Source organism: Pseudomonas sp. 14P_5.3_Bac1, assembly GCF_025466135.1.
Lineage (GTDB): Bacteria > Pseudomonadota > Gammaproteobacteria > Pseudomonadales > Pseudomonadaceae > Aquipseudomonas.
On sequence record NZ_JANLOF010000055.1, the window covers coordinates 108,478 to 131,015 of the forward strand.

Here is a 22,538-nt window from a genome sequence, read left to right on the forward strand (position 1 = left end):
AATCACGGGATCACACAGGGCGACAGGTCGCCGAGTTTCAGCGCCTCCTTGGTCAGGCGCTCAGCTTCGCCCTTATGCGCCGCCTGCTGTTCGCGCAGGATCTGGTTCATCTGGTCAAGGTAGTCGGCGTCGTTGAGCGCGGTGCTTTTTTCAAAGACCGCCTGCAGGCGTTGGTCAAAGGGCTCGTTCAACGCCTCGAACGATCGGCTGAAGGCGACTTTCAAGTGACTGTCCCATAACGGCAACTCCACCAGGTAGTTCAAGAGCTTGGGTGAGCGCTCCGCCGCCCGGAGTTGTTCTTCGGCAGTGTTCAGCGCTTCGACCGTGACGCCGCCCAGGCGGGCAAAGCGCATGTGCAGCGGCTGACCCGGCAAATGAAACTTGCTGGCCAGCCCTGTCCGGTAGGCCAGGCTGACTTCCAGCGGGTCGGCCTCCGGGTGCGCCTGACTGTGCGTGCGTGCGTAGCTGTCCAACTGATCCAGACGAAACAGGCCCTTGGCCAACTTCAGCAGCGGCTTGGCGGTCAACTTGCCACCTTCGACCCCTTTGGCAGCTTCGTGGATCTCCACCAGCACCTCAAGGTTGCTGAAGTTCAGCGCCGCACTGTCATCGCAATTGAGTGGCGTGGCGGCCCGGTCAAAAATTTCATCGCGCAGCTGCGTGTCAGTTCCGGCCGCCTCCAGCACCCGCCAGACGCGTCGTTCCAGGTCCTCACGCACCAGTTGAGCATCGCCGGTGCCGCCCAGTTCGGCCAATAACCGGAACAGGCTCTCGGACTCTGGCTCTTGTTGAAGTCCCGTCCAAACCGCCTCTTTTTGTGTGTACCGCGCAACCGCGCTGTCGGCCAGCCATAATTCCCGGGCTTTCTGCTCGTTGAGGCGAGCGATGTCATCTTCCAGGAAGCCCATGCCGACGCCGGTTCGGCTCCGATAATCGGCCAGGGTCTTTCGGCTGGCTTCATCCAGCGGGTTGTGGCGCAGGTTGATGGCTTCAGCCACAGGGCGTGGCGCGGTGAACAACCAGCCAGGCACGGCCGGGATCTCGTTGTCGCGCAGGTCGAGGTAATGCAGGTAAGGCAGGCGCGGTACCCCACCGGGAAACGCGCGCAGACGACAATGACGCAGCATCAGCTCACGCAACTCGAACATGTGGCCGATGGCAGGCGGGTCGATCAACGGGTTGTTGCTCAGGTTCAAGACCTGCAGGCCGCGCAGGTCAGCCAGCTTGGCGCGGGTGTGTTCGGTGAGTTGCAGGTGGTTGTCGTTGAGGTACAGGTGTTTGAGCGCGGGCATCTGTGACAGTACTTCCGGCAGGCGTGTCACCTCGTTGCTGCGCAGCTCCAACGCCTCGAGCTGCTTGAAGTGCTTGAGAAAATACGCCACGTCATCGTCAAGCCCCATTCTGTTCAACGATAACTGCCGGACGTGGGCAAAGCTGACCTGCGCCGGCAAGGTGGGCAGTCGGCCCACGACCAGGCCATCGAGGACCAGGCTTGGGACCTTTACCCCGCTGGCATCGGGCAACAGGAGCGTCTGTCGCCAGCCCTCCTCGATGGCCTGCATCGCCTGATGACGGCCCAAGCGGTAATCCGCCTGGGGATGGGGTAAACCGGCGAGGGACGTCTCGTCATTGCGCCACGCCTTGAGTGCCCGATGCAGGGCCTCGAACTGTCGCTCCAGCGCCTCCACGGACTGGGCGCGTGCCAGGTGATCGGGGCCTTGCCCGTCCAGGAACGTCGCCACCTGCCGCTCGTCAAAACCGGGATACAGCCTGTTGACCTTGCGCACCAGCGTCGCCGGGTGCCGCGTCGAGCGCACCATGGCTTGAACGCACGGCACCGGCGCCGGTTCAGGGAGTGCACGCTCGGGCCATAGATGGCGTGAAAGCACGTGGCGTTCGTCCTCGGCGCACGCCTGGATCGCATCGCGCAATCGACTGGCACGCTCTGCCCCCGACAGGTTCAGCGCTGCCAATTGCGCAGGCGACAAGGTGGCGAGCAGAGCCTGGTAAAACCCGTCCGGGCCTGAGGCCTTTTCGCCCAGCGGCGTACCTTTGTCGTCGAACGCCTGGACCCCATCGCCAGTCTCGACCAGCGTGCGCCGCCACCGTGCATGCTGGCTGCCAGAGGTGCCTAGCAGGTCGCCGATCAAACTGTCCCGGCGTACCTGCACTTGCAAATCCTGCGGCCACCCCGCGACCTTCGCCAGCAGGTGAACGGCCAGCTGTCGCGAGGGGGCGGTCGCCAGCTCCGGCAGATACAGGCCGATCAGCGCCTGGTCTTCTTCCTGCACCACCAACGCTTCGCGTACCCGTTGTGCGAGCGACAACGGCACGCGCCGGGTGCTGCGCAGTTGCCAGCGATGCACGGTTGGCGTTTTGGACAACAATTCCCAGGCGATGCGATTGGGCAAGAGCGGGAAATGCGCCTTGAGCAACCCGTGATCTGAATGGGTAATGCCATCCGCTTCCTGATACAGCTGCTGGAAAACCTCTCGGTGGGTGCGCTTGAGCGAGGCCAGTAACTGGCGCGCAAGCATCGCGCCCTGCTCGTCTGGCGGTACCGAGCCGCCCAGCAAGGTGTCGATCTCGTCCGGCGGCAGCACGTCGAGCAGAGTCGCCATCACTGCGCCGTCTTTGAGCGCCTGTTCAGTGATGTGGATGCTCAAGTGTCCATGCTCGAAGGTTGCGCTGCCGGGAAAACGTTCGAGCCGCGCCCCTTGGCGGTCCAGCACCTCGAAAAACCGTCCCTGCGGCCAACCTGGCATCAGCGGCAACGCCAGCAACTGAACGCGCGCGGTGCTTGCATCCGGGCGTGGCTGATGTTCCAGCTGCCAGATCAGATCGCGGACTTGCTGGTTCAAGGCGAAACGCGCCACGCAGTCGTTGAAGCGCTCCGGCAGCGGCCTATTTTGCAGGGCCAGGGCGTGCAGGCGGGAGGGGCCCATGTCGACAATGCTCGCCACGTATTTCAATTGCTCGGGGGGCAGCGCGGCCAGGCGCGGGTTGAGCCGAGTGAGGATGTAGGACGGGGGCACCCACTCCTGGGTGGGTTCGAACGCAAACCGCCAACCGCCCTGGCGGTTGTGCAGCAGGCGCGGACGATAGGCCGTAGTCCGCGTCGGGTGAAGCGCATGCCAGTAACCCGACCGCGCATCGTAGGCCACCGAATACACCACCCCCTTGATCCTGACATATGAATGACCGCCGGCCTGGTAGATCCCACGGCTGTTGGCCACCGTCAGGGCGTCGACATCCAGCGTCCGGCCGTAAGGCTTGAGCCGCCGACGCCACAAGCGAGGACCGGCATCAGGCAGCTTCACGGCTTCGACCGCCTCGAAGAACTCCGCGGGATTGGACTTGAACGCCCTGAACACCTTGCCCGCCACCTTCACACCGTTCGCAAACAGGGCCATGGCCGCGAGGTTTTCGGCCACATTGACCAAGTGTTCCAGGCCTTCGGCCTGGTCGCTATGCGTCCAATCATCCACGCCCTCGAACACCTCGGCGAGCATCTCGCCGACAGCCACGCCCAACATCAATTGCCCGAGCACCGGCACCATCAGGCCGGCGATGTTCAGCATATTCAGGCCCGCCTCCTGATAGCCTTGAAGGCGTTTCTGGCGTGCCTGCTCATCCACTTGCGCCGTCGGCACGGCCAATGCAACGGCGTCCAGCTGGATCTTGCGGGTCAAGGCGCCGAAAAAGAACGGCTCCAGGCCGGTGTCCACCTCCACGGGCTCCACGCGTTCGAGTGTCCTGCGTTTGTCAAAGCGCTGGAAAAACCCGAACCGCTCGGCCTCATCCAGGTAGCGAGTGAAGAAGCTGCGATAGGCCGGCACCTGAAGCTTGAGCGTCAGGTAGACGGTCAGATCACCCAGCGTAGGGTATTCGTACCACGGGCGCCCGGGCTCGCCTGGCATGTACACCAACAAAGGCCCCTCGGCAAAGCCGTGCGTGGAAGCATGGCCGAACACCAGCACGCTCCACAGGCATGCCCCATGCACATTGATCCCTTGCCAGACCAGCGGCCTTTCATGGAACAGCACATGCTGCAGGTTCCGCGCGGGCAAGCGTGTATTGAGCAGGGCTTGCAACGCGGTATAGCCGGACTCACTGATATCGCCCTTGGCATGGGCAATCTGCAAGTCGATTTGCATGTCCTTGATCTTGCATTGGCCGACCTCGCCGACCACCGGGTTGTAGGCCCGTTCAGCGCCGTCCTCGTCGTCGCTCCCCGCGAGGTTGAACACCTCACGCAGGTGCCGCTGGTAGGCCGCGCCCAGGTCCAGTTCGCGGCAGTACCGCGCAAAGGCTCCAACGCTCAGCGTTGACACGTGTTGGCCCGCCGCCCCCGTTCGAATCACCGCGCCTACGGGCAGCCCCTTCGCCTCGGCCTGGTCCTGGGTAAAATTCTGCATGGCCGCCTGCAGCAGGTTGTGCTTGTCCAGGGACATCGTCTGCAGCCGTACGCCACGGCCGAAGGTCAACGCGGCGAAGTGCCGATTGGGCAACTCCAGCCAGTCACGTTCGACATTCAGCCCTGCATGCCCTTTTGTTACCAGGAGCGCTTTGAGTCGCTCGGCACAAAATGACCTGAGCGGCATTACACGGCGCAACAGGCTCGCGGCCCGCTCGCGGGGTTGCTGACTGCTGGCATGCGCCGCTTCGAGCGCCTGGCGCGTTGGGGCGGCGGCACTTACCAGCCACGCAGGCAGCGTACGCTGCAGCACGTTGGCCTTGTCCAGGTCGCCAGTGATTTCCAGCAGCGCAGCGGTTATTTTCTCCTGAGAGACAGGCGCAGCGGCCTGGCTTACAGCCGGTTGATGGGTCATCGGCAACAGTCCTTATTGCGTTGGATAATGACCCGGACAATAGCCCTCGCACCGGGGCTGAAGGGTTCAAATAGTCGGTCAATAACGCGGCGCATCCCCCCACTTTTTGCATCCGTGATTGACCTATCTACCGACCCTTGACGGGCGCCCCGCTGGCGCGCGACGTGGCTTGCGGCCACTCAAGGCTCTTTGCCTTATAACGTATTGTTCTAAAACTCCGTGAATCTGCTCGGGTCAGTCTCTGGGTACCCACCCTTTTGGTGCGGTGCCTTTTTTGTCTGTCCCCAACGGAAAAACCGGTAAGGAATATATGTGCGGATTAGCTGGCGAGTTACGTTTTGATCACCAACCTGCCGACCTGGCAGCGGTGGAGCGGATCACCCATCATTTAGCACCACGCGGTCCTGACGCGTGGGGCTTCCATGCCCAAGGGCCGATTGCCCTGGGCCATCGACGCCTGAAAATCATGGACCTGTCGGACGGCTCGGCCCAGCCGATGGTCGACGCCCAACTGGGGCTGTCCCTGGCCTTCAATGGCGCGATCTACAACTTCCCGGAATTGCGTCAAGAGCTGGAAGCCCTGGGCTACGCCTTCTATTCCGGTGGTGACACCGAAGTGCTGCTCAAGGGCTACCACGCCTGGGGCGAAGCACTGCTGCCCAAGCTCAATGGCATGTTTGCGTTTGCCATCTGGGAGCGCGACGCGCAGCGCCTGTTCATCGCCCGCGACCGCCTGGGTGTAAAACCTTTGTACCTGTCGCGCACCGGCCAGCGCCTGCGCTTTGCCTCGGCACTGCCGGCGTTGCTCAAGGGCGGTGATATCAACCCGATGCTCGATCCGGTCGCGCTTAATCACTACCTGAACTTCCACGCCGTGGTACCGGCACCGCGCACGTTGCTGGCAGGTGTTGAAAAACTGCCGCCAGCCAGCTGGATGCGCATCGACGCCAACGGCAAGACCGAACAGAAAACCTGGTGGACCCTGCCCTACGGCCCCCATGACGATGAAAAAAACCTGACCCTGGAAGACTGGACCGACCGCGTGCTCGACAGCACCCGCGAAGCCGTGGCCATTCGCCAACGCGCCGCCGTGGATGTCGGTGTGCTGCTCTCCGGCGGTGTCGATTCGAGCATGCTCGTGGGCCTGCTGCGTGAAGTTGGCGTGCAGGACCTGTCGACCTTCTCCATCGGCTTTGAAGACGCCGGCGGCGAGCGCGGCGACGAATTCCAGTATTCGGATCTGATCGCCAAGCACTACGGCACCCGCCACCATCAACTGCGCATCGCCGAAAGCGAGATCATCGAGCAACTGCCCGCCGCATTCCGTGCCATGAGCGAGCCGATGGTCAGCCACGACTGCATCGCCTTCTACCTGCTGTCGCGGGAAGTGGCCAAGCATTGCAAAGTGGTGCAAAGCGGCCAGGGCGCGGATGAACTCTTCGCCGGTTACCACTGGTACCCGCAAGTGGATGGCGCCAGCGATCCCTATGCCGCCTACCGCGACGCCTTTTTCGACCGCAGCTACGACGACTACGCGGCCACCGTCGCCCCCAAGTGGCTGACCGCCAACGATGCTGCCGGTGACTTTGTGCGTGAGCACTTCGCCATGCCCGGCGCCGACGCCGCCGTGGACAAGGCGCTGCGCCTGGACAGTACCGTGATGCTGGTGGACGACCCGGTCAAACGCGTCGACAACATGACCATGGCCTGGGGCCTGGAAGCACGCACGCCGTTTCTGGACTACCGCCTCGTCGAATTGTCAGCCCGTGTGCCCGGCAAATTCAAATTGCCCGACGGTGGCAAGCAAGTCTTGAAAGAAGCCGCGCGCCGCGTGATCCCGAGTGAGGTCATCGACCGCAAAAAAGGCTACTTCCCGGTGCCGGGCCTCAAGCACTTGCAGGGCGACACCCTGAACTGGGTGCGTGAACTGCTGCTGGACCCGAGCCAGGATCGCGGCCTGTTCAACCCGGCCATGCTCGATCGCCTGCTGACAGACCCGCAAGGCCAACTGACGCCGCTGCGCGGTTCAAAGCTGTGGCAACTGGCGGCGCTGAACCTGTGGCTCAGCGAACAAGGAATCTGATTGATGAAACCTCTTGCAGCGGCTTACAGCCAACGCTTGCTGAAGGGCCAGGCGCCGACCTACGAGCGCCTGCAAGCCCGCCTGGCTGAAGATGGCAGCCCGTTGGGCGCCGAACCGATTGCCGTGCATTGCGGTTGGGGCCGATTGTTGATCGGCCATACTTTCCCGGACCCGGCGAGCCTGGCCCAGGAACTGCTCAAGGAACAGCCCGGCGAGCGCGACATCGCCCTGTATGTGGCAGCGCCCCAGCAGATTCTGGGGATCGATCCGCAGCAGTTGTTCCTTGACCCGTCCGACACCCTGCGCCTGTGGTTCAGCGACTATCGCCCCGCTACCCGCGTGTTTCGCGGTTTTCGTATTCGCCGGGTACAGACCGAAGTCGATTGGGCGGCGGTCAACGTGCTCTACCAGGGGCGCGGCATGTTGCCGGTCGACGCTGAACGCCTGACCCCACGCCATCAAGGCGGCCCGGTGTATTGGCTGGCCGAAGACGAAGACAGCGGCGCGGTGATCGGCAGCGTGATGGGCCTGAACCATCAGAAAGCTTTTCACGACCCGGAAAACGGCTGCAGCCTGTGGTGCCTGGCGGTTGACCCGCAGTGCACGCGCCCCGGCGTGGGTGAAGTGCTGGTGCGCCACTTGGTGGAGCACTTCATGAGCCGCGGCTTGAGCTACCTCGACCTGTCGGTGCTGCACGATAACCGTCAGGCCAAGAGCCTCTACGCCAAGCTGGGTTTTCGCGCGCTGACCACCTTTGCGATCAAACGCAAAAACGGCATCAACCAGCCGCTGTTTCTGGGCCCGGGCCCGCAGGCCGGGTTCAATCCCTATGCGCGCATCATTGTCGAAGAAGCCCACCGACGTGGCATCGATGTGCACGTGGATGACGCCGATGCCGGCCTGTTCACCCTCAGCCATGGCGGGCGCCGCGTGCGTTGCCGTGAATCATTGAGCGACCTGACCAGTGCCATCAGCATGACCTTGTGCCAGGACAAAAGCCTGACCCACAAAGTGCTCAAAGCCGCCGGCTTGAACCTGCCGTCGCAGCAATTGGCGGGCAGTGCCGACGACAACCTGGAGTTCCTCGACGAACACCAGCGCATCGTGGTCAAGCCGCTGGATGGCGAGCAAGGCCAGGGCGTGGCGGTGGATTTGCAGACCATCGAGGATGTGCAGAAAGCCATCGAAACAGCGCGCCAGTTCGACAGCCGCGTGCTGCTCGAGAGCTTCCATGAAGGCCTCGACCTGCGCATTCTGGTGATCGGTTTTGAAGTGGTTGCCGCCGCGATTCGGCGCCCGGCCGAGGTGACCGGCGACGGTCAGCATTCCATCGGCGCCCTGATCGAAGCCCAAAGCCGTCGTCGCCAAGCGGCCACTGACGGTGAAAGCAAGATCCCGCTGGACGACGAAACCCAACGCACCCTGCACGCCGCCGGTTTTGACTACAGCAGCATCCTGCCGCGTGGCCAGACCCTGGCCGTGCGCCGCACCGCCAACCTGCACACTGGCGGCTGCCTGGAAGACGTCACGGCGATTTTGCACCCCACATTGGTGGACGCTGCCGTGCGCGCGGCGCGTGCGCTGGACATTCCCATGGTCGGCCTGGACCTGCTGGTGCCTGCCGCCGATCAACCAGAGTATGTGTTTATCGAAGCCAACGAACGGGCCGGGCTGGCCAACCATGAGCCGCAACCGACGGCGGAGAAGTTTGTGGATTTGCTGTTTCCGCACAGTCAGCCGACCGCCCAATAACCTGTGGCGAGGGCCCGTCGTGGCTAGCGGGCTTGTTGTGGCGAGCGGGCTTGCCCCGCGTTGGGGCGCGAAGCGGCCCTGACCCTGGCACCGCAGTCTTTCAGCCAGAACGCGTTGGCAGGTTTTGGGGCTGCTTCGCAGCCCAACGCGGGGCAAGCCCGCTCGCCACAGCAAGCCCGCTCACCACAACAGGGCCACTTGCCACAACAGGCCCGCTCGCTACTACAGGCCCGTTCGCCACACAAAATCCGCTCGCCCCCATTCATCAGGAGTCTTTATGAGCCGAACCATCCCCGAACCGGATCTCAACTACCTGCAGAAGGTGCTGCTGGAAATGCTCGCCATTCCCAGCCCTACCGGCTTTACCGACACCATCGTGCGTTATGTCGCCGAGCGCCTGGAAGAGCTGGGGATTCCCTTTGAGATGACCCGGCGCGGCACGATTCGCGCCACCCTCAAGGGCCAGAAAAACAGCCCCGACCGTGCCGTCTCGGCCCACTTGGACACCATCGGCGCCGCCGTGCGGGCGATCAAGGACAACGGCCGCCTGACCCTGGCGCCCGTCGGTTGCTGGTCCAGCCGTTTTGCCGAAGGCAGCCGCGTCAGCCTGTTCACCGACAACGGCGTGATCCGTGGCAGCGTGCTGCCGCTGATGGCCTCCGGGCATGCCTTCAACACCGCCGTGGATGAAATGCCGGTGAGTTGGGACCATGTCGAACTGCGCCTGGACGCCTACTGCGCTACCCGCGCCGACTGCGATTCGCTGGGCATCAGCATTGGTGACTACGTGGCGTTCGACCCACTGCCCGAGTTCACCGACAGCGGCCACATCAGCGCGCGCCATCTGGACGATAAAGCCGGCGTGGCTGCACTGCTCGCCGCGCTCAAGGCGATCATCGACAGCGGCGAACCGTTGCTGATCGACTGTCACCCGCTGTTTACCATCACCGAGGAAACCGGCAGCGGCGCCGCCGCGGCATTGCCATGGGATGTGAGTGAATTTGTCGGCATCGACATCGCACCTGTCGCGCCCGGCCAGCATTCGAGTGAACACGCCGTGAGTGTGGCGATGCAGGATTCCGGTGGGCCGTACGACTATCACCTGTCCCGGCATTTGTTGCGCCTGGCCTCGGAAAACGACCTGCCCGTGCGTCGCGACCTGTTCCGCTACTACTTCAGCGATGCGCATTCGGCGGTCACCGCCGGGCACGACATTCGCACTGCGCTGCTGGCGTTCGGTTGCGATGCAACCCACGGCTACGAGCGCACGCACATCGACAGCCTGGCCGCATTGAGTCGCCTGCTGAGCGCGTACATCCTCAGCCCGCCGGTATTTGCCAGCGATGCGCAACCGGCCCAGGGTTCGCTCGACCGCTTCAGCCATCAGATCGAGCACGAGACGCAGATGGAGAGCGATACGCGAGTGCCATCGGTGGACAGTCTGGTAGGACAGAAGTCCTGAGGCTGGCAACCTGATACTGGCAAGACGGGTCCCGGCGCAGTAGCATCGCCGGGATTCTACCTCTGAGGCTTTTATGCTGATTCCCTACGACGCACTTGAAGTCGACACCCTGACCCGGCTCATCGAAGACTTCGTCACCCGCGACGGCACTGACAATGGCGATGAAACGCCCTTGGAGACCCGCGTGCTGCGCGTGCGCCAGGCGCTGACCAAAGGGCAGGCGCTGATTGTGTTCGACCCTGAAAGCGAGCAATGCCAGTTGATGCTCAAGCACGACGTGCCCAAGCATCTGTTCGATTGAGGAGGTACTAGGGGTTGGTTTCAGGTTGCGCGGCTTGGCGTTCGAGGATTTTCTGATACACCTCGGCGCGGTGCACGTTGACCCCTACCGGTGCCTGGATGCCGAATTTCACCTGGGTTCCGTTCAGCTCGAGGATATGCAAGGCGATGTCATCGCCGATGGAAATGATTTCGCCTACGGCGCGGCTTAAGACCAGCATGGCGGTTGTCCTTTTGGAGTGACAGGACCTTGACCATGCGCGCTCGGAGGGGGTGCGACAATGGCTTGCCACTAAATCAGGCGAGACCTACGCGAGCTGGTAATTTGCCTGACAGACATCGGCCTCATTGGGCCGGTCGGGTACCTATCCGTTACCGGGGTGTCGCCGGGTAAGGCGCAATCCAGCTGCTCCGTTACCGGAATAACGCATAGGTACACGCCCAACACCTCAGGCCTTGACCGCCTGAGCCTTGGCCCGCATCTTGTCTGCCATGCTGGTCATCTCGTCATACAGCAGCTGCGGATTTTTCTGCTTCAACGCCCAGGCCATGCGCCCTTGCTCGTGCGGCAAAATCATAAATTCACCCTGTGCCACGCGCTGGTAGATATAGTCGGCAATGTCAGCCGCCGAAATGGGCGAACTCTCCAGCAACTTGCCCACCTGCGCCTTCATCGCCGGCGTCGGCCCGCGAAACGAATCCAGCAAGTTGGTCTGGAAAAACGACGGGCACACCACGTGCACGCCAATTTCCTGATGCTTGAGCTCGACCAGCAAGCTCTCCGACAACGCCACCACCCCGGCCTTGGCCACGTTGTAATTACTCATGGCCGGCCCCTGCATCAATGCCGCCATCGACGCAATATTGATGATCCGGCCCCTGCTCTTCTCCAACAACGGCAGGAACGCCTTGCAGCCCTTGACCACGCCCATCAGGTTAATCGCGATCTGCCAGTCCCAATCCTCCAGCGACAACTCGGCAAAGAAGCCCCCCGACGCCACACCGGCATTGTTGACGATCACATCGATACCGCCCAATTTCACCTCGCACGCCTGTGCAAAGGCGGTGAGCTGGCTGTAATCACGCACATCGCAGCGCTGCACAAACCCATCACCACCCGCCTCGCGCACCAGCTTGAGCGTTTCCTGCAGGCCCGGCTCGCTGACATCCGACAAGGCCAGCTGCCAACCCTCACGGGCCCAGCGCAGCGCGATTTCGCGGCCCAGGCCGGACCCGGCGCCGGTGATCATCATGCGATTTTGCATAGGAAATAAGCCTTGTGGTTCACGTAGGAAGTGACCGGCAGTGTAGCGAAGGTTTTTGCGACACCCACGCACCATCCAATTGATGAATGCCTCGGGCAAACCTGAGGCCCGGTGCGAGGATGGTTTATAGCGTAAGTTCAATAAATTTCAACTAAGCGCACCTGATTGCGAACGCATTAAAAGAAATAAGCAACTTTGCAAAATGCTTTAAAAAAGCAGGGAATTTTCTTTGAAGTGACAGAGTCGGAGTTATTAAGGCGTCCGTAAATAAACCCACGGGCCTGTCGTTAATAACCGGTCTTTTCAGAAGGCCCTATAAGGAAAAAAACCATGAGCCTCATTCTGATCATTATCTTGATCCTGCTGTTGGTCGGCGGCCTGCCGGTGTTCCCGCACTCGCGTAACTGGGGCTATGGCCCGTCGGGTATTCTGGGCGTTGTCCTGGTAGTGCTGGTGGTACTGTTGCTGCTCGGTCGGATATAAATTCCGCACAAAAAAAAGAGGCCTCAATGAGGCCTCTTTTTTTATGGCCGGTTAATTAATCCGGCTTGCCGTCAATCACGCCGGCAGTGTTATCCAACAGGCTTTTGGTGGCCGTCTGCAGGAACGACTCGAGTTTCTGCTTCAGCGCCGCTTCGTCCGGTGACTCGGGAATCACTTTACCGGTCGGGTTCGCGCCCAATTCATATTCCCACAGCTTGGGCGGCATCTCCTTGGGCAGTACCAGAATGCGGTCTGCGGTAACCAGCGCCACCGTCTGATCGCTGCCCGACGGCTTGATCACGCCAAAGCCCTTGTCGCCTTCCGGCAGGTTCAGCAGGTCACGGCCCCAGCACTGGTGCAGGGTGTCGCCACCGAGGCGGCCCATGATGGTCGGCACGATGTCGATCTGAGTGCCCACGGTGTGGTCACGCTCGCCGAACTTCTCCTGCATGCCCGGTGCAATCATCAGCATCGGCACGTTGAAGCGGCCCAGGTCCATTTCGGTGATCTGCTGTTCGTTGCCAAAGCCATGGTCGCCCACGATCACGAACAGGGTTTCCTTGAAGTACGGCTCTTTGCGGGCCTTTTCAAAGAACTGGCCCAGGGCCCAGTCGGAGTAACGCATGGCCGTCAAATGCTCGTTGAGGCTGCCACGGTCGGTGACTTTCTCGACCGGCAATGGCGTCGGCAACGCGTACGGCGTGTGGTTGGACAGGGTTTGCAGCAGTGCGTAGAACGGCTTGCCGCCTTCGCGGGCTTTCAACTCTTCCAGGCCACGGTTGAACATGTCCTGGTCGGACACGCCCCACGTCGGGTCGGAGAACACCGGGTTGACGAAGTCATTACGCCCGATGAAGTTGGTCATGCCCTGGTTGCTGAAAAAGCCCGACTGGTTGTCCCAGGCAAAATCGCCGTTGTAAACATACACGTCGTCAAATTTGCGCGCGCTGAGCAACTGCGGCAGGCCCGACAGCTTGTGGCTGCCTTCCGGGGTCTGCATCAGGTATTCGAAACCGGGCAGGTTCGGGAAGCACGCCATGGTGGCAAACATACCCTGGTGGGTGTGCGTGCCATTGGAGAAGAAGCGATCGAACAGCAGGCCTTCCTTGGACAACTTGTCGAAGTACGGCGTGATGTTGCCCGGGCGACCCAGGGCGCCCACCGAGTGACCGGCGAAGCTTTCCATCAGGATGACCACGACGTTCTTGATCGGCAGGGTCTTCTCGGCCGGTGGCGTGTAGTCACGGCGCACGGCGGCGGTGTCGGTATCCACCAGTTTCTCTTGCGGCAGCACCAGCATGTCGCGCACGGTCTGGGTGGCCAGCGGCTGGTCCAGGGTGGCCTTCCAGATGTTGGAGCGTTCCTCGGAGAAGCGCGCCTTGGCCGCAGCGATCAGCGACAGCGTGCCGTTGAGGCCCAACTGGTTGGCGAAGTTCGAGTCGGTGGTGTAGACATCACCCCAACGCAGCGGCGGGCCTTGACGCAAGGTGCCACGGATGGCGACTACGGCGATCAACAGGCAGACCACAAACACGGCGATGCGGCTGTACCACGGCGCCACTTGGCGGGTACCGATGCTGCCGCCGCTGAACGGGCCGCGAGGGCGCGTTGCACGGTCGGCACCTTTGAAGGCCATGCTCAGGATCAGCGTGCCCACGGCCCAGGCCAGCAGGTAACGCACCACCGGGAAACCGTACCAGAGCATGCTCATCACGGTTTTCGGGTCTTCCTTTACATACTGGAAGACCAGGCCGTTGAGGCGCTGGTGGAATTCGCGGTAGAAGTCCATTTCCATCAGCCCCAGGAACAGGGCAATGCTGGACGCCACGGTGAGCCACAAACGGAAGAACCCGCGTGCCGCCATCGCGCGTACGCTGAACAAGGCCAGCAGCAGCGGGACCAGCACGTACATCACCAGGCGTATGTCAAAACGCAGCCCGTTGGCGAACGCTTCCAGGAAGGTCGAGGCCGGCGTGTCGAGGATCATCTCGCGGTTGTAGACCAGCAGCGCCAGGCGCAGCAGGGAGAACATCACCATCATGACCAATGCGCAGAGCAGCGTGTACGCCAGATGGGATTTGACGGTCGGTTGCAGCAGGCGATTTGAAGCTCGCTGCTGACTCAGGGCGTCCGGGTTTGCCATGTCGTTTCAGGACCCATTGGAAGTTTAAGTTGCGAAAAAATGCAGTGGCGTCCGTCCCTCGCCCAGGCTGGCTGGGGTAGGCGGTTAACGCGGTGGCGCAAATGGTGCCCGATCAATGGCATCAACGCTATTAATTACTGAACGTGCGCCGCGCTTGTGCCTTTAAGGGCACTCGAGATAGAGCCTTGGCAGCGTGATAAAGCCGGCGAATTGTCTTGGAAAAGATGTGAAAATTTCGTACAGCGAATACTTTCGACACACAAAACTCTAACTACGCTGGAAACGAATGTGGGAGCGGGCTTGCCCGCGATAGCGATGTGTCAGCCCGCACAACTGTGGCTGATAAACCGTTATCGCGGGCAAGCCCGCTCCCACATTGACAGGGCCCACTCAGGATCAGAGCGGGCCCAGGTGTCGTCAGATCCGCACGTTACCGCGTGGCCCGGCGATTGCCCAGATGATCAGGCCCAAGACAGGCAGCAACAGGATCAGCAAAATCCACAGCACCTTGGCACCGGTGCTGGCGCCGCTTTTGAACACGTTGATGATCGCCCAGATATCCAGCGCCAGGATGATCAGGCCAATCAAGCCATTAAAAGTGGAACCCATGGTGTCGCTCCTAAGTGAGGGCATGCACTTGTAGGATAGTCAGCCCTGGCAGGGGTTCCGTTTTATTTCAGACGTGAACGGCAACGCGCAGGGCTTCCAGGGATGGCTCGGCCTTGATGCCGACTTCAGCGCACAGTTCCAGCACGCGCGGCAGGTCGTTGCCGTAGACCAGCACCGCCTGAATCTCGTCATCCAGCAACTGACTGAAGTTGAGCAGCACATAGCCACCGTCCTCCGGGCTCAGGGCGCTCATCTGGATCTGGATGCGGTTCAGCGCCGTCAGGTCTTCGGTCTTGGCCAACTGCTTGGGCTTGAGATTGAACGCCACGCCCGGGCCGAACGACGCGACGATCTGTGCAAACAGGTCGCCATAGGTGTCGGCTTGAAACAGCACAGTGTCCGGCAAGCTACCGACCACGACCCACTCACCCAGCGGAATCGGGAAAGTGTCGTCGTAGTTGATATCCGGGTTGGCCGCCAGAAAAGCGGCAGGGTCCGCGTAGGCCTGGGCCGCTTCCTCGGCGATGCGTGCCACTTCGTCCTCGCCCATGACGCCGGCGCTGATTTTGCTGATGAGTTCGACGAGGGCGGTTTGCATGGGAAGGTCCTGTGGCGAGCTGGTTTTTGAGGGCGCGTAGCCTACACCAGTTTTTGCAACTGCGCCGCCGTATCCGCCGCGCCCATGGTGTGCGCCGCCGCCAGTGCGGTCGCACCCTGAGCATCGGTGGCCTTGGGGTTGGCACCCTGGCCGAGCAGGTAGTCGAGCATTTCGACACGGTTGAACATCGCGGCCATCATCAACGCCGTGCGGCCATCCGAGGAGGCGCCGTCCACCGGCGCGCCGCCGTCGATCAGCGCCTTGACCACGGGCAGGTTGCCCTTGAACGCCGCACCGGCCATCGGCAGTTGGTTCTTGTCGTTGGCGATCAGCGGGTCGGCCTTGAACTCCAGCAGCACTTTCACCGCGTCGGCGTGACCGTGATAGGCCGCGAGCATGAGCAAGGTGTCGCCATTGTGATTGCGCAGGTTAGGCGGCAAGCCTTTGGCCAGCAGTGCGGCGAGCATGGCGGCATCGCCTTTGCGGGCCACGTCGAAGACCTGCTCGGCAAATTCAGCGGCTTCGTCTTCGGTCATTTGTTTAGGCTGGTCTGACATGTGGGGCTCCTTGTCTGGTTGCTTTATAGGCGCCCAGTGTCGCGATGGAGTTCCCCACTGTCATGGCTTTTTTGCCAAAAGCGCTCATAGGCAGAATCAATAGCGCTGCTTTCAATAACGGAAATGCCCGCCCTGAATCTGCGCCAACACGTCGCCGGTGACCGGCACATAGCAATCCGAGCCCGGCAGCCACGCATACACCGGGTCATTGCCGGCCTTGCCCGGGTCGAAGGCCTCCTCCTTGAGACGCACTTTCTGATACTTGAAGGTGCCGGTGGTTTCCATCTTCACCTTGATCCGCAGGAACAACGGCACCGCGTAATGCGGCAACTGGCCGTGGGCGAATTGCAGCAATTCACGCATGTCCAGCGAGGCCAGGGATTCACTTGGCGTGATGGCGACCATGCCGGCGCGGCCATTGGTGTTTTCGATCTCGACGCCGTAAGCGACCACTTCGGCGATCTGCGGATGTTGCAGCAGCACGTTCTCCACTTCGGTGGTCGAGACGTTTTCGCCCTTCCAGCGATAGGTATCGCCCAGGCGATCGACAAATTGCGCATGGCCGAAGCCGATGCTGCGCAACAAGTCGCCGGTATTGAAATAGCGGTCGCCCTTCTCGAACACGTCGGTCAACACCACCTTGCGGTTCTTTTCCGGGTCGGTGTAGCCGTCGAACGGTGACTTTTCATCGATCCTGGCCAGTAACAACCCCTGCCCGCCCGTTTGCACCTTGCGCATGAAGCCGTCGCCGCCACGCACCGGTTCACCGCTGTCGTTGCTGTAGTCCACCAGTGCCCAGTGCTGCAGGCAAAAGCCGATGGTGTTGTCGAAATTCAGCACGTTGGTGAATCCGATGTTGCCGTCACTGGCGGCATACAGTTCGCAAACATGCTCAACGCCATAACGTTGCTTGAACTGCGCCCACACGCCGGGACGCAGGCCATTGCCGACCATCTTGGTCACGCGGTTATCGAGATCCTGAGCGCTGGCGGGCTGATCGAGCAGGTAGCGGCACAACTCACCGACATAGCCCAGGGTGGTTGCGTTGAATTTGCGCGCATCGTCCCAGAACTGGCTGGCACTGAATTTACGCCGGATGGCAAAGCCCGAGGCCCCGACAATCGCCGAGCCCCAGCACACGCACAGGCCGGTGGCGTGGTACAGCGGCAACGTGCAATAGAGGACGTCATCCGGGCCCATGTCCAGCGCGATGCTGCCGAAGCTGACCGCGGTTTTGGTCCAGCGCCCGTGCTTCATGATGCCGGCCTTGGGCAAGCCCGTGGTGCCGGAGGTGTAGATATAGAAGCAGGGGTCGTTGAAGAACACTTGTCCGGTACTGGCGGGGTTTTCCACCGAGCCGTCGGCACTGGCGGCCATCAGGTCGGTATAGCCTTCAGGAGGCGTGCTTGAATGCTGATCGGCGACAAACCAGGTCCTGTGCGCGGCGATTGCCACGTGCTCACGCACGGTCGTGTAGGCCGCCACCAACTCTGCGCCCACCACGATTGCCACCGGGCTCACCAGATTCAGGCTGTGCACCAGCGTTGCCTGGGTTTGCGACGTATTGAGCATTGCGCAAATGCCACCCAGCTTGGCTACGGCCAACACGCTCAACAGCAGTTCAGGGCGGTTTTCGATGAACAACGCGACCACATCCCCCTTGCCGATGCCCTGCTCGTGCAGGTGATGGGCAATGCGGTTGGCACGCTGGTTGGCTTGGGCGTAGCTGAGCACACTGTCGCCATATAACAGCGCCGCGCCATCTGGGTTACGAGAGGTGGCCTGTTCGAATTGCCATCCCAGGCCGCAGGGCTGGCTGGGATCGGTGACGTTCGCGGCGCGCATGCCGCGTACCACGCGTGGCAGGGCCCGAACTATCGCCGGCACCTTACGCAGTAGCTTGCCCCAGGTGATCATGTCGTCGTGCGGATGGTTCATGGCGGAACGTCCTTTTTCTTATTCTTCGTATGATCCAGACACAGCCTCGGCCCTGTAGGAAGAGGTCAAATGCCTTGCAGGAAAATACGCCTGCCATTCTTCGGCTGTACATGTGGGATTTGAAAAGTTTTGTATCCCGTACCGCCCAGCATGAAATAGGGAATTGCGCGGCGCCGATGCGGTCATTAACTGTAACGGGGAGCGAAATGCCCGGCCCCGATAACGCAAAATGCAGGATGCACGATGGCCTTTCATGCAAATTGCACGAAAGTGAAAAACTTATAAAATTTTAACCTGTTGATTTATAACGATTTTTTAGACAATCCAATACTGGCACAATCACTGCACCTATCACTCCATGCTTGCCAACTTGAGCCAACGGAGCTGATAGACATGAGCCTGATCCAAGATAAATTCGCTTCTGTATTCTCCCAATACGACGTCACCACTCAGCCACGCCCAGACGGCGGGATCCTGTTGACCCTGCGCAACAGCGAAGGCAAACAGGTCAAGCGTTCGATTTCGTACCAACAACTGCACACCGCTGACCAACTGACCTGGGTCATCAGCGCCATTCGCCGCGACCTGGCCGAACAAGCCAGCGAGCTGCCACAGATCTCGATGCTGCAAAGCCAGAATCGCTTTGCCCTGCCGACCTACCATTCGGCCTGAGTAATCCGAGCAAAAAAGGCCGCGACGCCGTCGAGCGTCGCGGCCTTTTTTTGTGCCTTCAGCAAAGCCCCTGGCGGGCAGCTGCGTTCATCGCCTGCACGCGGTTGGTGACTTGCAGCTTGAGGTAGATGTTACGCAGATGGAATTTAACCGTGGCTTGGGAGGTGGCGCGAATCTGGCTGATTTCCCAGACGGTCTTGCCTTCCGAGGCCCAGCGCAGGATTTCCAGCTCTGTCGGCGTCAGGGGTTTGCCGGCCAGGCTCAGGCGTTTTCCAACGGCGCTCGGCACGGCAAGCGCACGACACGGCTGCTCTGGGCCACTCATCACTCTCTCTCCTGTATCAGTGGATGCCATACCACCTTTCGGATTCCTGCGATTGACAGGCGGTATAAACATTGAGTCGGGAGAGTTACATAACGAATAGATTGAAAGCATAAGGCGCCGCATAAACAGCTACGTCTTACATTTATATAAGTTCCTTCCCACAACAACTTCCAACCTGCCGGGGTTGAACATTCAACTATTCGCGCTTAATCGTCCAAGCCTGGAAAACCAGCGGCACTGTGCTCGCCGGTGAACCGAGGCACACACCCTTCGGCTGTATGGAATAAACGTAGCGCCACACAGTGCGGATTTTCACCCACGTCGAGCCAATGCGGCATTCCGGCCGGAACCACCAGCACATCATTCTTCTCACAACGCACGGCGTAGACGTACTCGCCCACGAGCAGGCAGAACAAGCCTTGGCCCGCGATGAAAAAATGCACGTTGTCTGCACTGTAGCGACGCGCCTTGAGGCCTTCAGCGCGCAATTCGGCGCGCTGCGGATGGTCGCCCGTCACGCTCAATACCTGAGCAGAGCCGTAGCCGAGGGCATCGATCTGCGACTGGTACGCCGCGATCATTTCAGCGTCACTGGCGCCCTTTTCGAGGGGGCTGGGCTGCCAGCGGTCAAAACCCACGCCGTGCTCAACCAGGGTCGAGACGATATCGTCGAAGTGGGTCAACACCTTGTTCGGGGTATCGGGTGTGGCGAGCGGATAAACAGCGACATAACTCATTGCACGGTTCCTTTATTCGGCTCTTGCAATCGAAAGCCAATGATTAGGGCGGCGGCCAGGGCCGCGACACTGGCGATGCTGAAGGTCAGGGTCGGCCCCAACAGGTTCCAGCTATAACCGGCATACAGCGCGCCCAATGCGCCGCCAGTGCCGGCCAGTGCGGCATACAGCGCCTGGCCCTGGCCTTGCTGGCGAGCGCCGAAGCTGCGTTGCACAAAGGCAATCGCCGCCGCGTGAAAACTGCCAAAGGTGGCCGCGTGCATCACTTGCGCCAGCAGCAGCACCCAGAAAAATTCGGCGAATGAGCCCAGCAACAACCAGCGCACGGCCGCCAACAGGAAACTTGCCAGCAGCACCCGTCGCACCGAAAAGCGCGTGAGGATGCGGCTCATGGCCAGAAACATCAGCACTTCTGCGACCACGCCCAAGGCCCAGAGCATGCCGATCACGCCACGGCTGTAGCCCAGATGTTCGAGGTGCAGGGTGAGAAAGGTGTAATACGGGCCGTGGCTCATTTGCATCAGCGCCACGCAAGCATAAAACGCCAGCACCCCAGGGCTGCGCAATTGCTTGAGAAAACCGTCACCGGCCAGGCGATTGTCGTGGGTCGCGGGTTGCGCATTCGGTACCCACAGGCTGGCACCGATGATGCCGGCCATGATCACCACGACCACCACCGGGTAAATGTCCAGGCTCAGCCAGTCGAACAGGCGGCCCATGATCACCACGGTGAGGATGAAACCAATCGAGCCCCACAGGCGGATCTGGCTGTAGCGCGAGGTCTGCTTTTGCAGGTGGGCCAGGGTGATCACTTCAAACTGCGGCAACACGGCGTGCCAGAAGAACGCATGCAGGGCCATCACCAGCGCGAGCCAGGCGTAGGTCTTGCTGAAGAAAATCAGTGAAAAGCTGGTCAGCGTGCATACCGCGCCAAACCGGACGATGGCCAGGCGCCGCCCGGTGTAATCGCCGAGCCAGCCCCACAGGTTGGGCGCCACGCAGCGCATCAGCATGGGGATAGCCACCAACTCACCAATGCGTGCGCTGGAGAACCCAAGATGATCGAAGTACAGGGCCAGGAACGGCGCCGTCGCCCCGAGCAGGGCGAAGTAGAACAGGTAGAAGCTGGACAGGCGCCAGTACGGGAGGGTCGGGCTCACCATGCAGGGGGCCGCTTCGCGGCCCTGCCTGAGCAAGCTCGCCCGCCACCGGCTGTCACAGCTGGCCCAGCACCGGCGTCTTCACGTGCACATCGGCATTTTGCCCGCGGTTGCGCAGCAGGTGGTCCATCAACACGATGGCCATCATGGCTTCGGCAATCGGCGTGGCACGGATGCCGACGCACGGGTCATGGCGGCCCTTGGTGATCACATCCGCCGGGTTGCCGTGCACATCAATCGAGCGGCCTGGCGTGGTGATGCTCGACGTGGCCTTGAGGGCCAGGTGCGCAACGATCGGTTGGCCCGAGGAAATACCGCCGAGGATGCCGCCCGCGTTGTTGCTGAGGAAACCCTGCGGGGTCAGCTCATCGCGGTGCTCGGTGCCGCGCTGGGACACACAGGCGAAACCGGCGCCGATTTCCACGCCCTTAACCGCATTGATGCTCATCAGCGCATGGGCCAGCTCGGCGTCGAGGCGGTCGAAGATCGGCTCGCCCAAGCCAGGTTTGACGCCTTCGGCAACCACGGTGATCTTCGCGCCGACGGAGTCCTGGTCGCGGCGCAACTGGTCCATGTAGGCTTCCAGTTCCGGCACTTTGTCCGGGTCGGGGCTGAAGAAAGCGTTGTCGTCGACGCTGTCCCAGGTCTTGAACGGGATCTCGATCGGACCCAGCTGGCTCATGTAGCCGCGGATCACGATGCCCTGAGTGGCCAGGTATTTCTTGGCGATGGCACCGGCAGCCACGCGCATCGCGGTTTCGCGCGCCGAGCTGCGGCCACCGCCACGGTAGTCGCGTTCGCCGTATTTGTGATGGTAGGTGTAGTCGGCGTGTGCCGGGCGGAACAGGTCCTTGATCGCCGAATAGTCCTTGGACTTCTGGTCGGTGTTGCGAATCAGCAGGCCGATAGCGCAACCGGTGGTGCGGCCTTCGAACACGCCGGAGAGAATCTCGACTTCGTCAGGCTCCTGGCGCTGGGTGGTGTGGCGGCTGGTGCCGGGCTTGCGGCGGTCGAGCTCGCGCTGCAGGTCGTCCAGAGACAGCTCGAGGCCTGGCGGGCAGCCATCGACAATGGCGACCAATGCCGGGCCATGGCTTTCGCCCGCGGTGGTGACAGTGAACAGCTTGCCGAAGGTATTGCCGGACATGCAGGGCGCTCCGTGAAATCAGTTGAATCAAGTCAACCGTAATAACTTAAGGCGGCCAGTATACGCGGGCTAACCGACTAGTTCATCCTCGAAACCTTACCGGTAGACGTTGGTCCAACCGGCACCTTCCTGATGATGGCGCGATGATGCTGCGAGTTCTGCTTTTAACCCTCACCCTGTTTTCCAGCCTGGGCTTCGCCGCCTCCCCTGTCGTGCTGCAACGGCCGATCAGCCTGGACACCGGCAACGGCGAGCTGTTTGGCTCGCTTTTACTGCCCCAATCCGACAAGCCGGTGCCGGTGGTGTTGATCATTGCCGGCTCAGGGCCTACCGACCGTAACGGCAACAGTGCCGACGGCGCACGCAACGACAGCCTCAAGCGCCTGGCCTGGGTGCTTGCCCGACACAACATTGCCAGCGTGCGCTACGACAAGCGCGGGGGGGGGGGGGGGGGGGGGGGGGGGGGGGGGGGGGCGGGGGCCCCCCCCCCCCGCCC

At 61.5% G+C, this 22,538-nt stretch carries 18 protein-coding genes and 1 pseudogene; 7 read left to right on the forward strand and 12 right to left on the reverse strand.

What is annotated here, in order from left to right; genetic code table 11:
• Positions 1-2 precede the first annotated feature (2 nt).
• Positions 3-4,832, reverse strand: a complete 4,830-nt coding sequence (locus NTD89_RS12300; RefSeq protein ID WP_262207928.1) for an NEL-type E3 ubiquitin ligase domain-containing protein — start codon at positions 4,830-4,832, stop codon at positions 3-5.
• A gap of 310 nt (positions 4,833-5,142) precedes the next feature.
• Between NTD89_RS12300 and NTD89_RS12305 the strand changes: the two genes are divergently transcribed.
• The 4 genes from NTD89_RS12305 to NTD89_RS12320 all read left to right on the forward strand — a co-directional run bounded on the left by NTD89_RS12305 (position 5,143) and on the right by NTD89_RS12320 (position 10,430).
• Entirely contained in the window at positions 5,143-6,915 is a 1,773-nt protein-coding gene (locus tag NTD89_RS12305) for an N-acetylglutaminylglutamine amidotransferase (protein WP_145158746.1), read from the forward strand.
• A gap of 3 nt (positions 6,916-6,918) precedes the next feature.
• On the forward strand, positions 6,919-8,667 hold the full coding sequence (gene ngg / locus NTD89_RS12310; protein ID WP_262207930.1) for an N-acetylglutaminylglutamine synthetase: 1,749 nt from the start codon (positions 6,919-6,921) through the stop codon (positions 8,665-8,667).
• A 277-nt stretch (positions 8,668-8,944) separates the two neighbouring features.
• Positions 8,945-10,129, forward strand: a complete 1,185-nt coding sequence (locus NTD89_RS12315) for an osmoprotectant NAGGN system M42 family peptidase (protein ID WP_262207931.1) — start codon at positions 8,945-8,947, stop codon at positions 10,127-10,129.
• Between the two features lie 73 nt (positions 10,130-10,202).
• The gene (locus NTD89_RS12320; RefSeq protein ID WP_064453367.1) at positions 10,203-10,430 is read left to right on the forward strand and encodes a YheU family protein; all 228 of its coding nucleotides are present in this window, start codon (positions 10,203-10,205) and stop codon (positions 10,428-10,430) included.
• A 7-nt stretch (positions 10,431-10,437) separates the two neighbouring features.
• Here NTD89_RS12320 and csrA read toward each other — a convergent pair whose 3' ends face one another.
• Together csrA and NTD89_RS12330 are read right to left on the reverse strand one after the other, a co-directional pair.
• Positions 10,438-10,629 carry a carbon storage regulator CsrA gene (csrA, locus tag NTD89_RS12325; RefSeq protein ID WP_145158754.1) on the reverse strand — a complete coding sequence of 64 codons (192 nt, stop codon included), beginning with the start codon at positions 10,627-10,629 and terminating at the stop codon, positions 10,438-10,440.
• Between the two features lie 228 nt (positions 10,630-10,857).
• A complete protein-coding gene (locus NTD89_RS12330) occupies positions 10,858-11,673 on the reverse strand; it encodes an SDR family oxidoreductase (protein WP_262207934.1) in 816 nt (271 codons plus the stop codon).
• A gap of 330 nt (positions 11,674-12,003) precedes the next feature.
• Here NTD89_RS12330 and NTD89_RS12335 point away from each other — a divergent pair, with 330 nt between their 5' ends.
• Positions 12,004-12,156, forward strand: coding sequence for a DUF3309 family protein (locus NTD89_RS12335; protein ID WP_003236711.1), 153 nt, complete (start codon positions 12,004-12,006; stop codon positions 12,154-12,156).
• A gap of 55 nt (positions 12,157-12,211) precedes the next feature.
• Here NTD89_RS12335 and NTD89_RS12340 read toward each other — a convergent pair whose 3' ends face one another.
• The 5 genes from NTD89_RS12340 to NTD89_RS12360 form a co-directional block, all read right to left on the reverse strand.
• The gene (locus NTD89_RS12340) at positions 12,212-14,299 is read right to left on the reverse strand and encodes an LTA synthase family protein (protein ID WP_262207937.1); all 2,088 of its coding nucleotides are present in this window, start codon (positions 14,297-14,299) and stop codon (positions 12,212-12,214) included.
• Positions 14,300-14,716: 417 nt separating this feature from the next.
• A complete protein-coding gene (locus NTD89_RS12345; protein WP_003172956.1) occupies positions 14,717-14,908 on the reverse strand; it encodes a PLDc N-terminal domain-containing protein in 192 nt (63 codons plus the stop codon).
• Between the two features lie 67 nt (positions 14,909-14,975).
• Positions 14,976-15,506, reverse strand: coding sequence for a hypothetical protein (locus NTD89_RS12350; protein ID WP_262207939.1), 531 nt, complete (start codon positions 15,504-15,506; stop codon positions 14,976-14,978).
• A gap of 41 nt (positions 15,507-15,547) precedes the next feature.
• Positions 15,548-16,063 (reverse strand): ankyrin repeat domain-containing protein, encoded by a 516-nt coding sequence (locus NTD89_RS12355; RefSeq protein ID WP_124418126.1) that lies wholly within the window; start codon positions 16,061-16,063, stop codon positions 15,548-15,550.
• A 111-nt stretch (positions 16,064-16,174) separates the two neighbouring features.
• Positions 16,175-18,001: a long-chain-acyl-CoA synthetase gene (locus NTD89_RS12360; protein ID WP_262207941.1), complete on the reverse strand. Its 1,827-nt coding sequence runs from the start codon at positions 17,999-18,001 to the stop codon at positions 16,175-16,177.
• 393 nt (positions 18,002-18,394) lie between these two features.
• Between NTD89_RS12360 and NTD89_RS12365 the strand changes: the two genes are divergently transcribed.
• Complete coding sequence (locus NTD89_RS12365) at positions 18,395-18,673, forward strand: DUF3509 domain-containing protein (protein ID WP_016970113.1); 279 nt, start codon at positions 18,395-18,397, stop codon at positions 18,671-18,673.
• 58 nt (positions 18,674-18,731) lie between these two features.
• On the opposite strand, the gene NTD89_RS12370 is transcribed toward NTD89_RS12365, so the two are convergent.
• The 4 genes from NTD89_RS12370 to aroC all read right to left on the reverse strand — a co-directional run bounded on the left by NTD89_RS12370 (position 18,732) and on the right by aroC (position 22,042).
• On the reverse strand, positions 18,732-18,998 hold the full coding sequence (locus tag NTD89_RS12370; RefSeq protein WP_262207943.1) for a response regulator transcription factor: 267 nt from the start codon (positions 18,996-18,998) through the stop codon (positions 18,732-18,734).
• A 206-nt stretch (positions 18,999-19,204) separates the two neighbouring features.
• The gene (locus NTD89_RS12375) at positions 19,205-19,735 is read right to left on the reverse strand and encodes an acireductone dioxygenase (protein WP_262207945.1); all 531 of its coding nucleotides are present in this window, start codon (positions 19,733-19,735) and stop codon (positions 19,205-19,207) included.
• Entirely contained in the window at positions 19,732-20,898 is a 1,167-nt protein-coding gene (locus tag NTD89_RS12380; RefSeq protein ID WP_410017209.1) for an MFS transporter, read from the reverse strand. Before NTD89_RS12380 ends, NTD89_RS12375 begins: the two co-directional genes overlap by 4 nt.
• 52 nt (positions 20,899-20,950) lie before the next feature.
• Positions 20,951-22,042: a chorismate synthase gene (gene aroC / locus NTD89_RS12385; RefSeq protein ID WP_262207949.1), complete on the reverse strand. Its 1,092-nt coding sequence runs from the start codon at positions 22,040-22,042 to the stop codon at positions 20,951-20,953.
• Between the two features lie 143 nt (positions 22,043-22,185).
• Between aroC and NTD89_RS12390 the strand changes: the two are divergent.
• A pseudogene (locus tag NTD89_RS12390) lies at positions 22,186-22,538 on the forward strand (hypothetical protein); the annotation flags it as partial.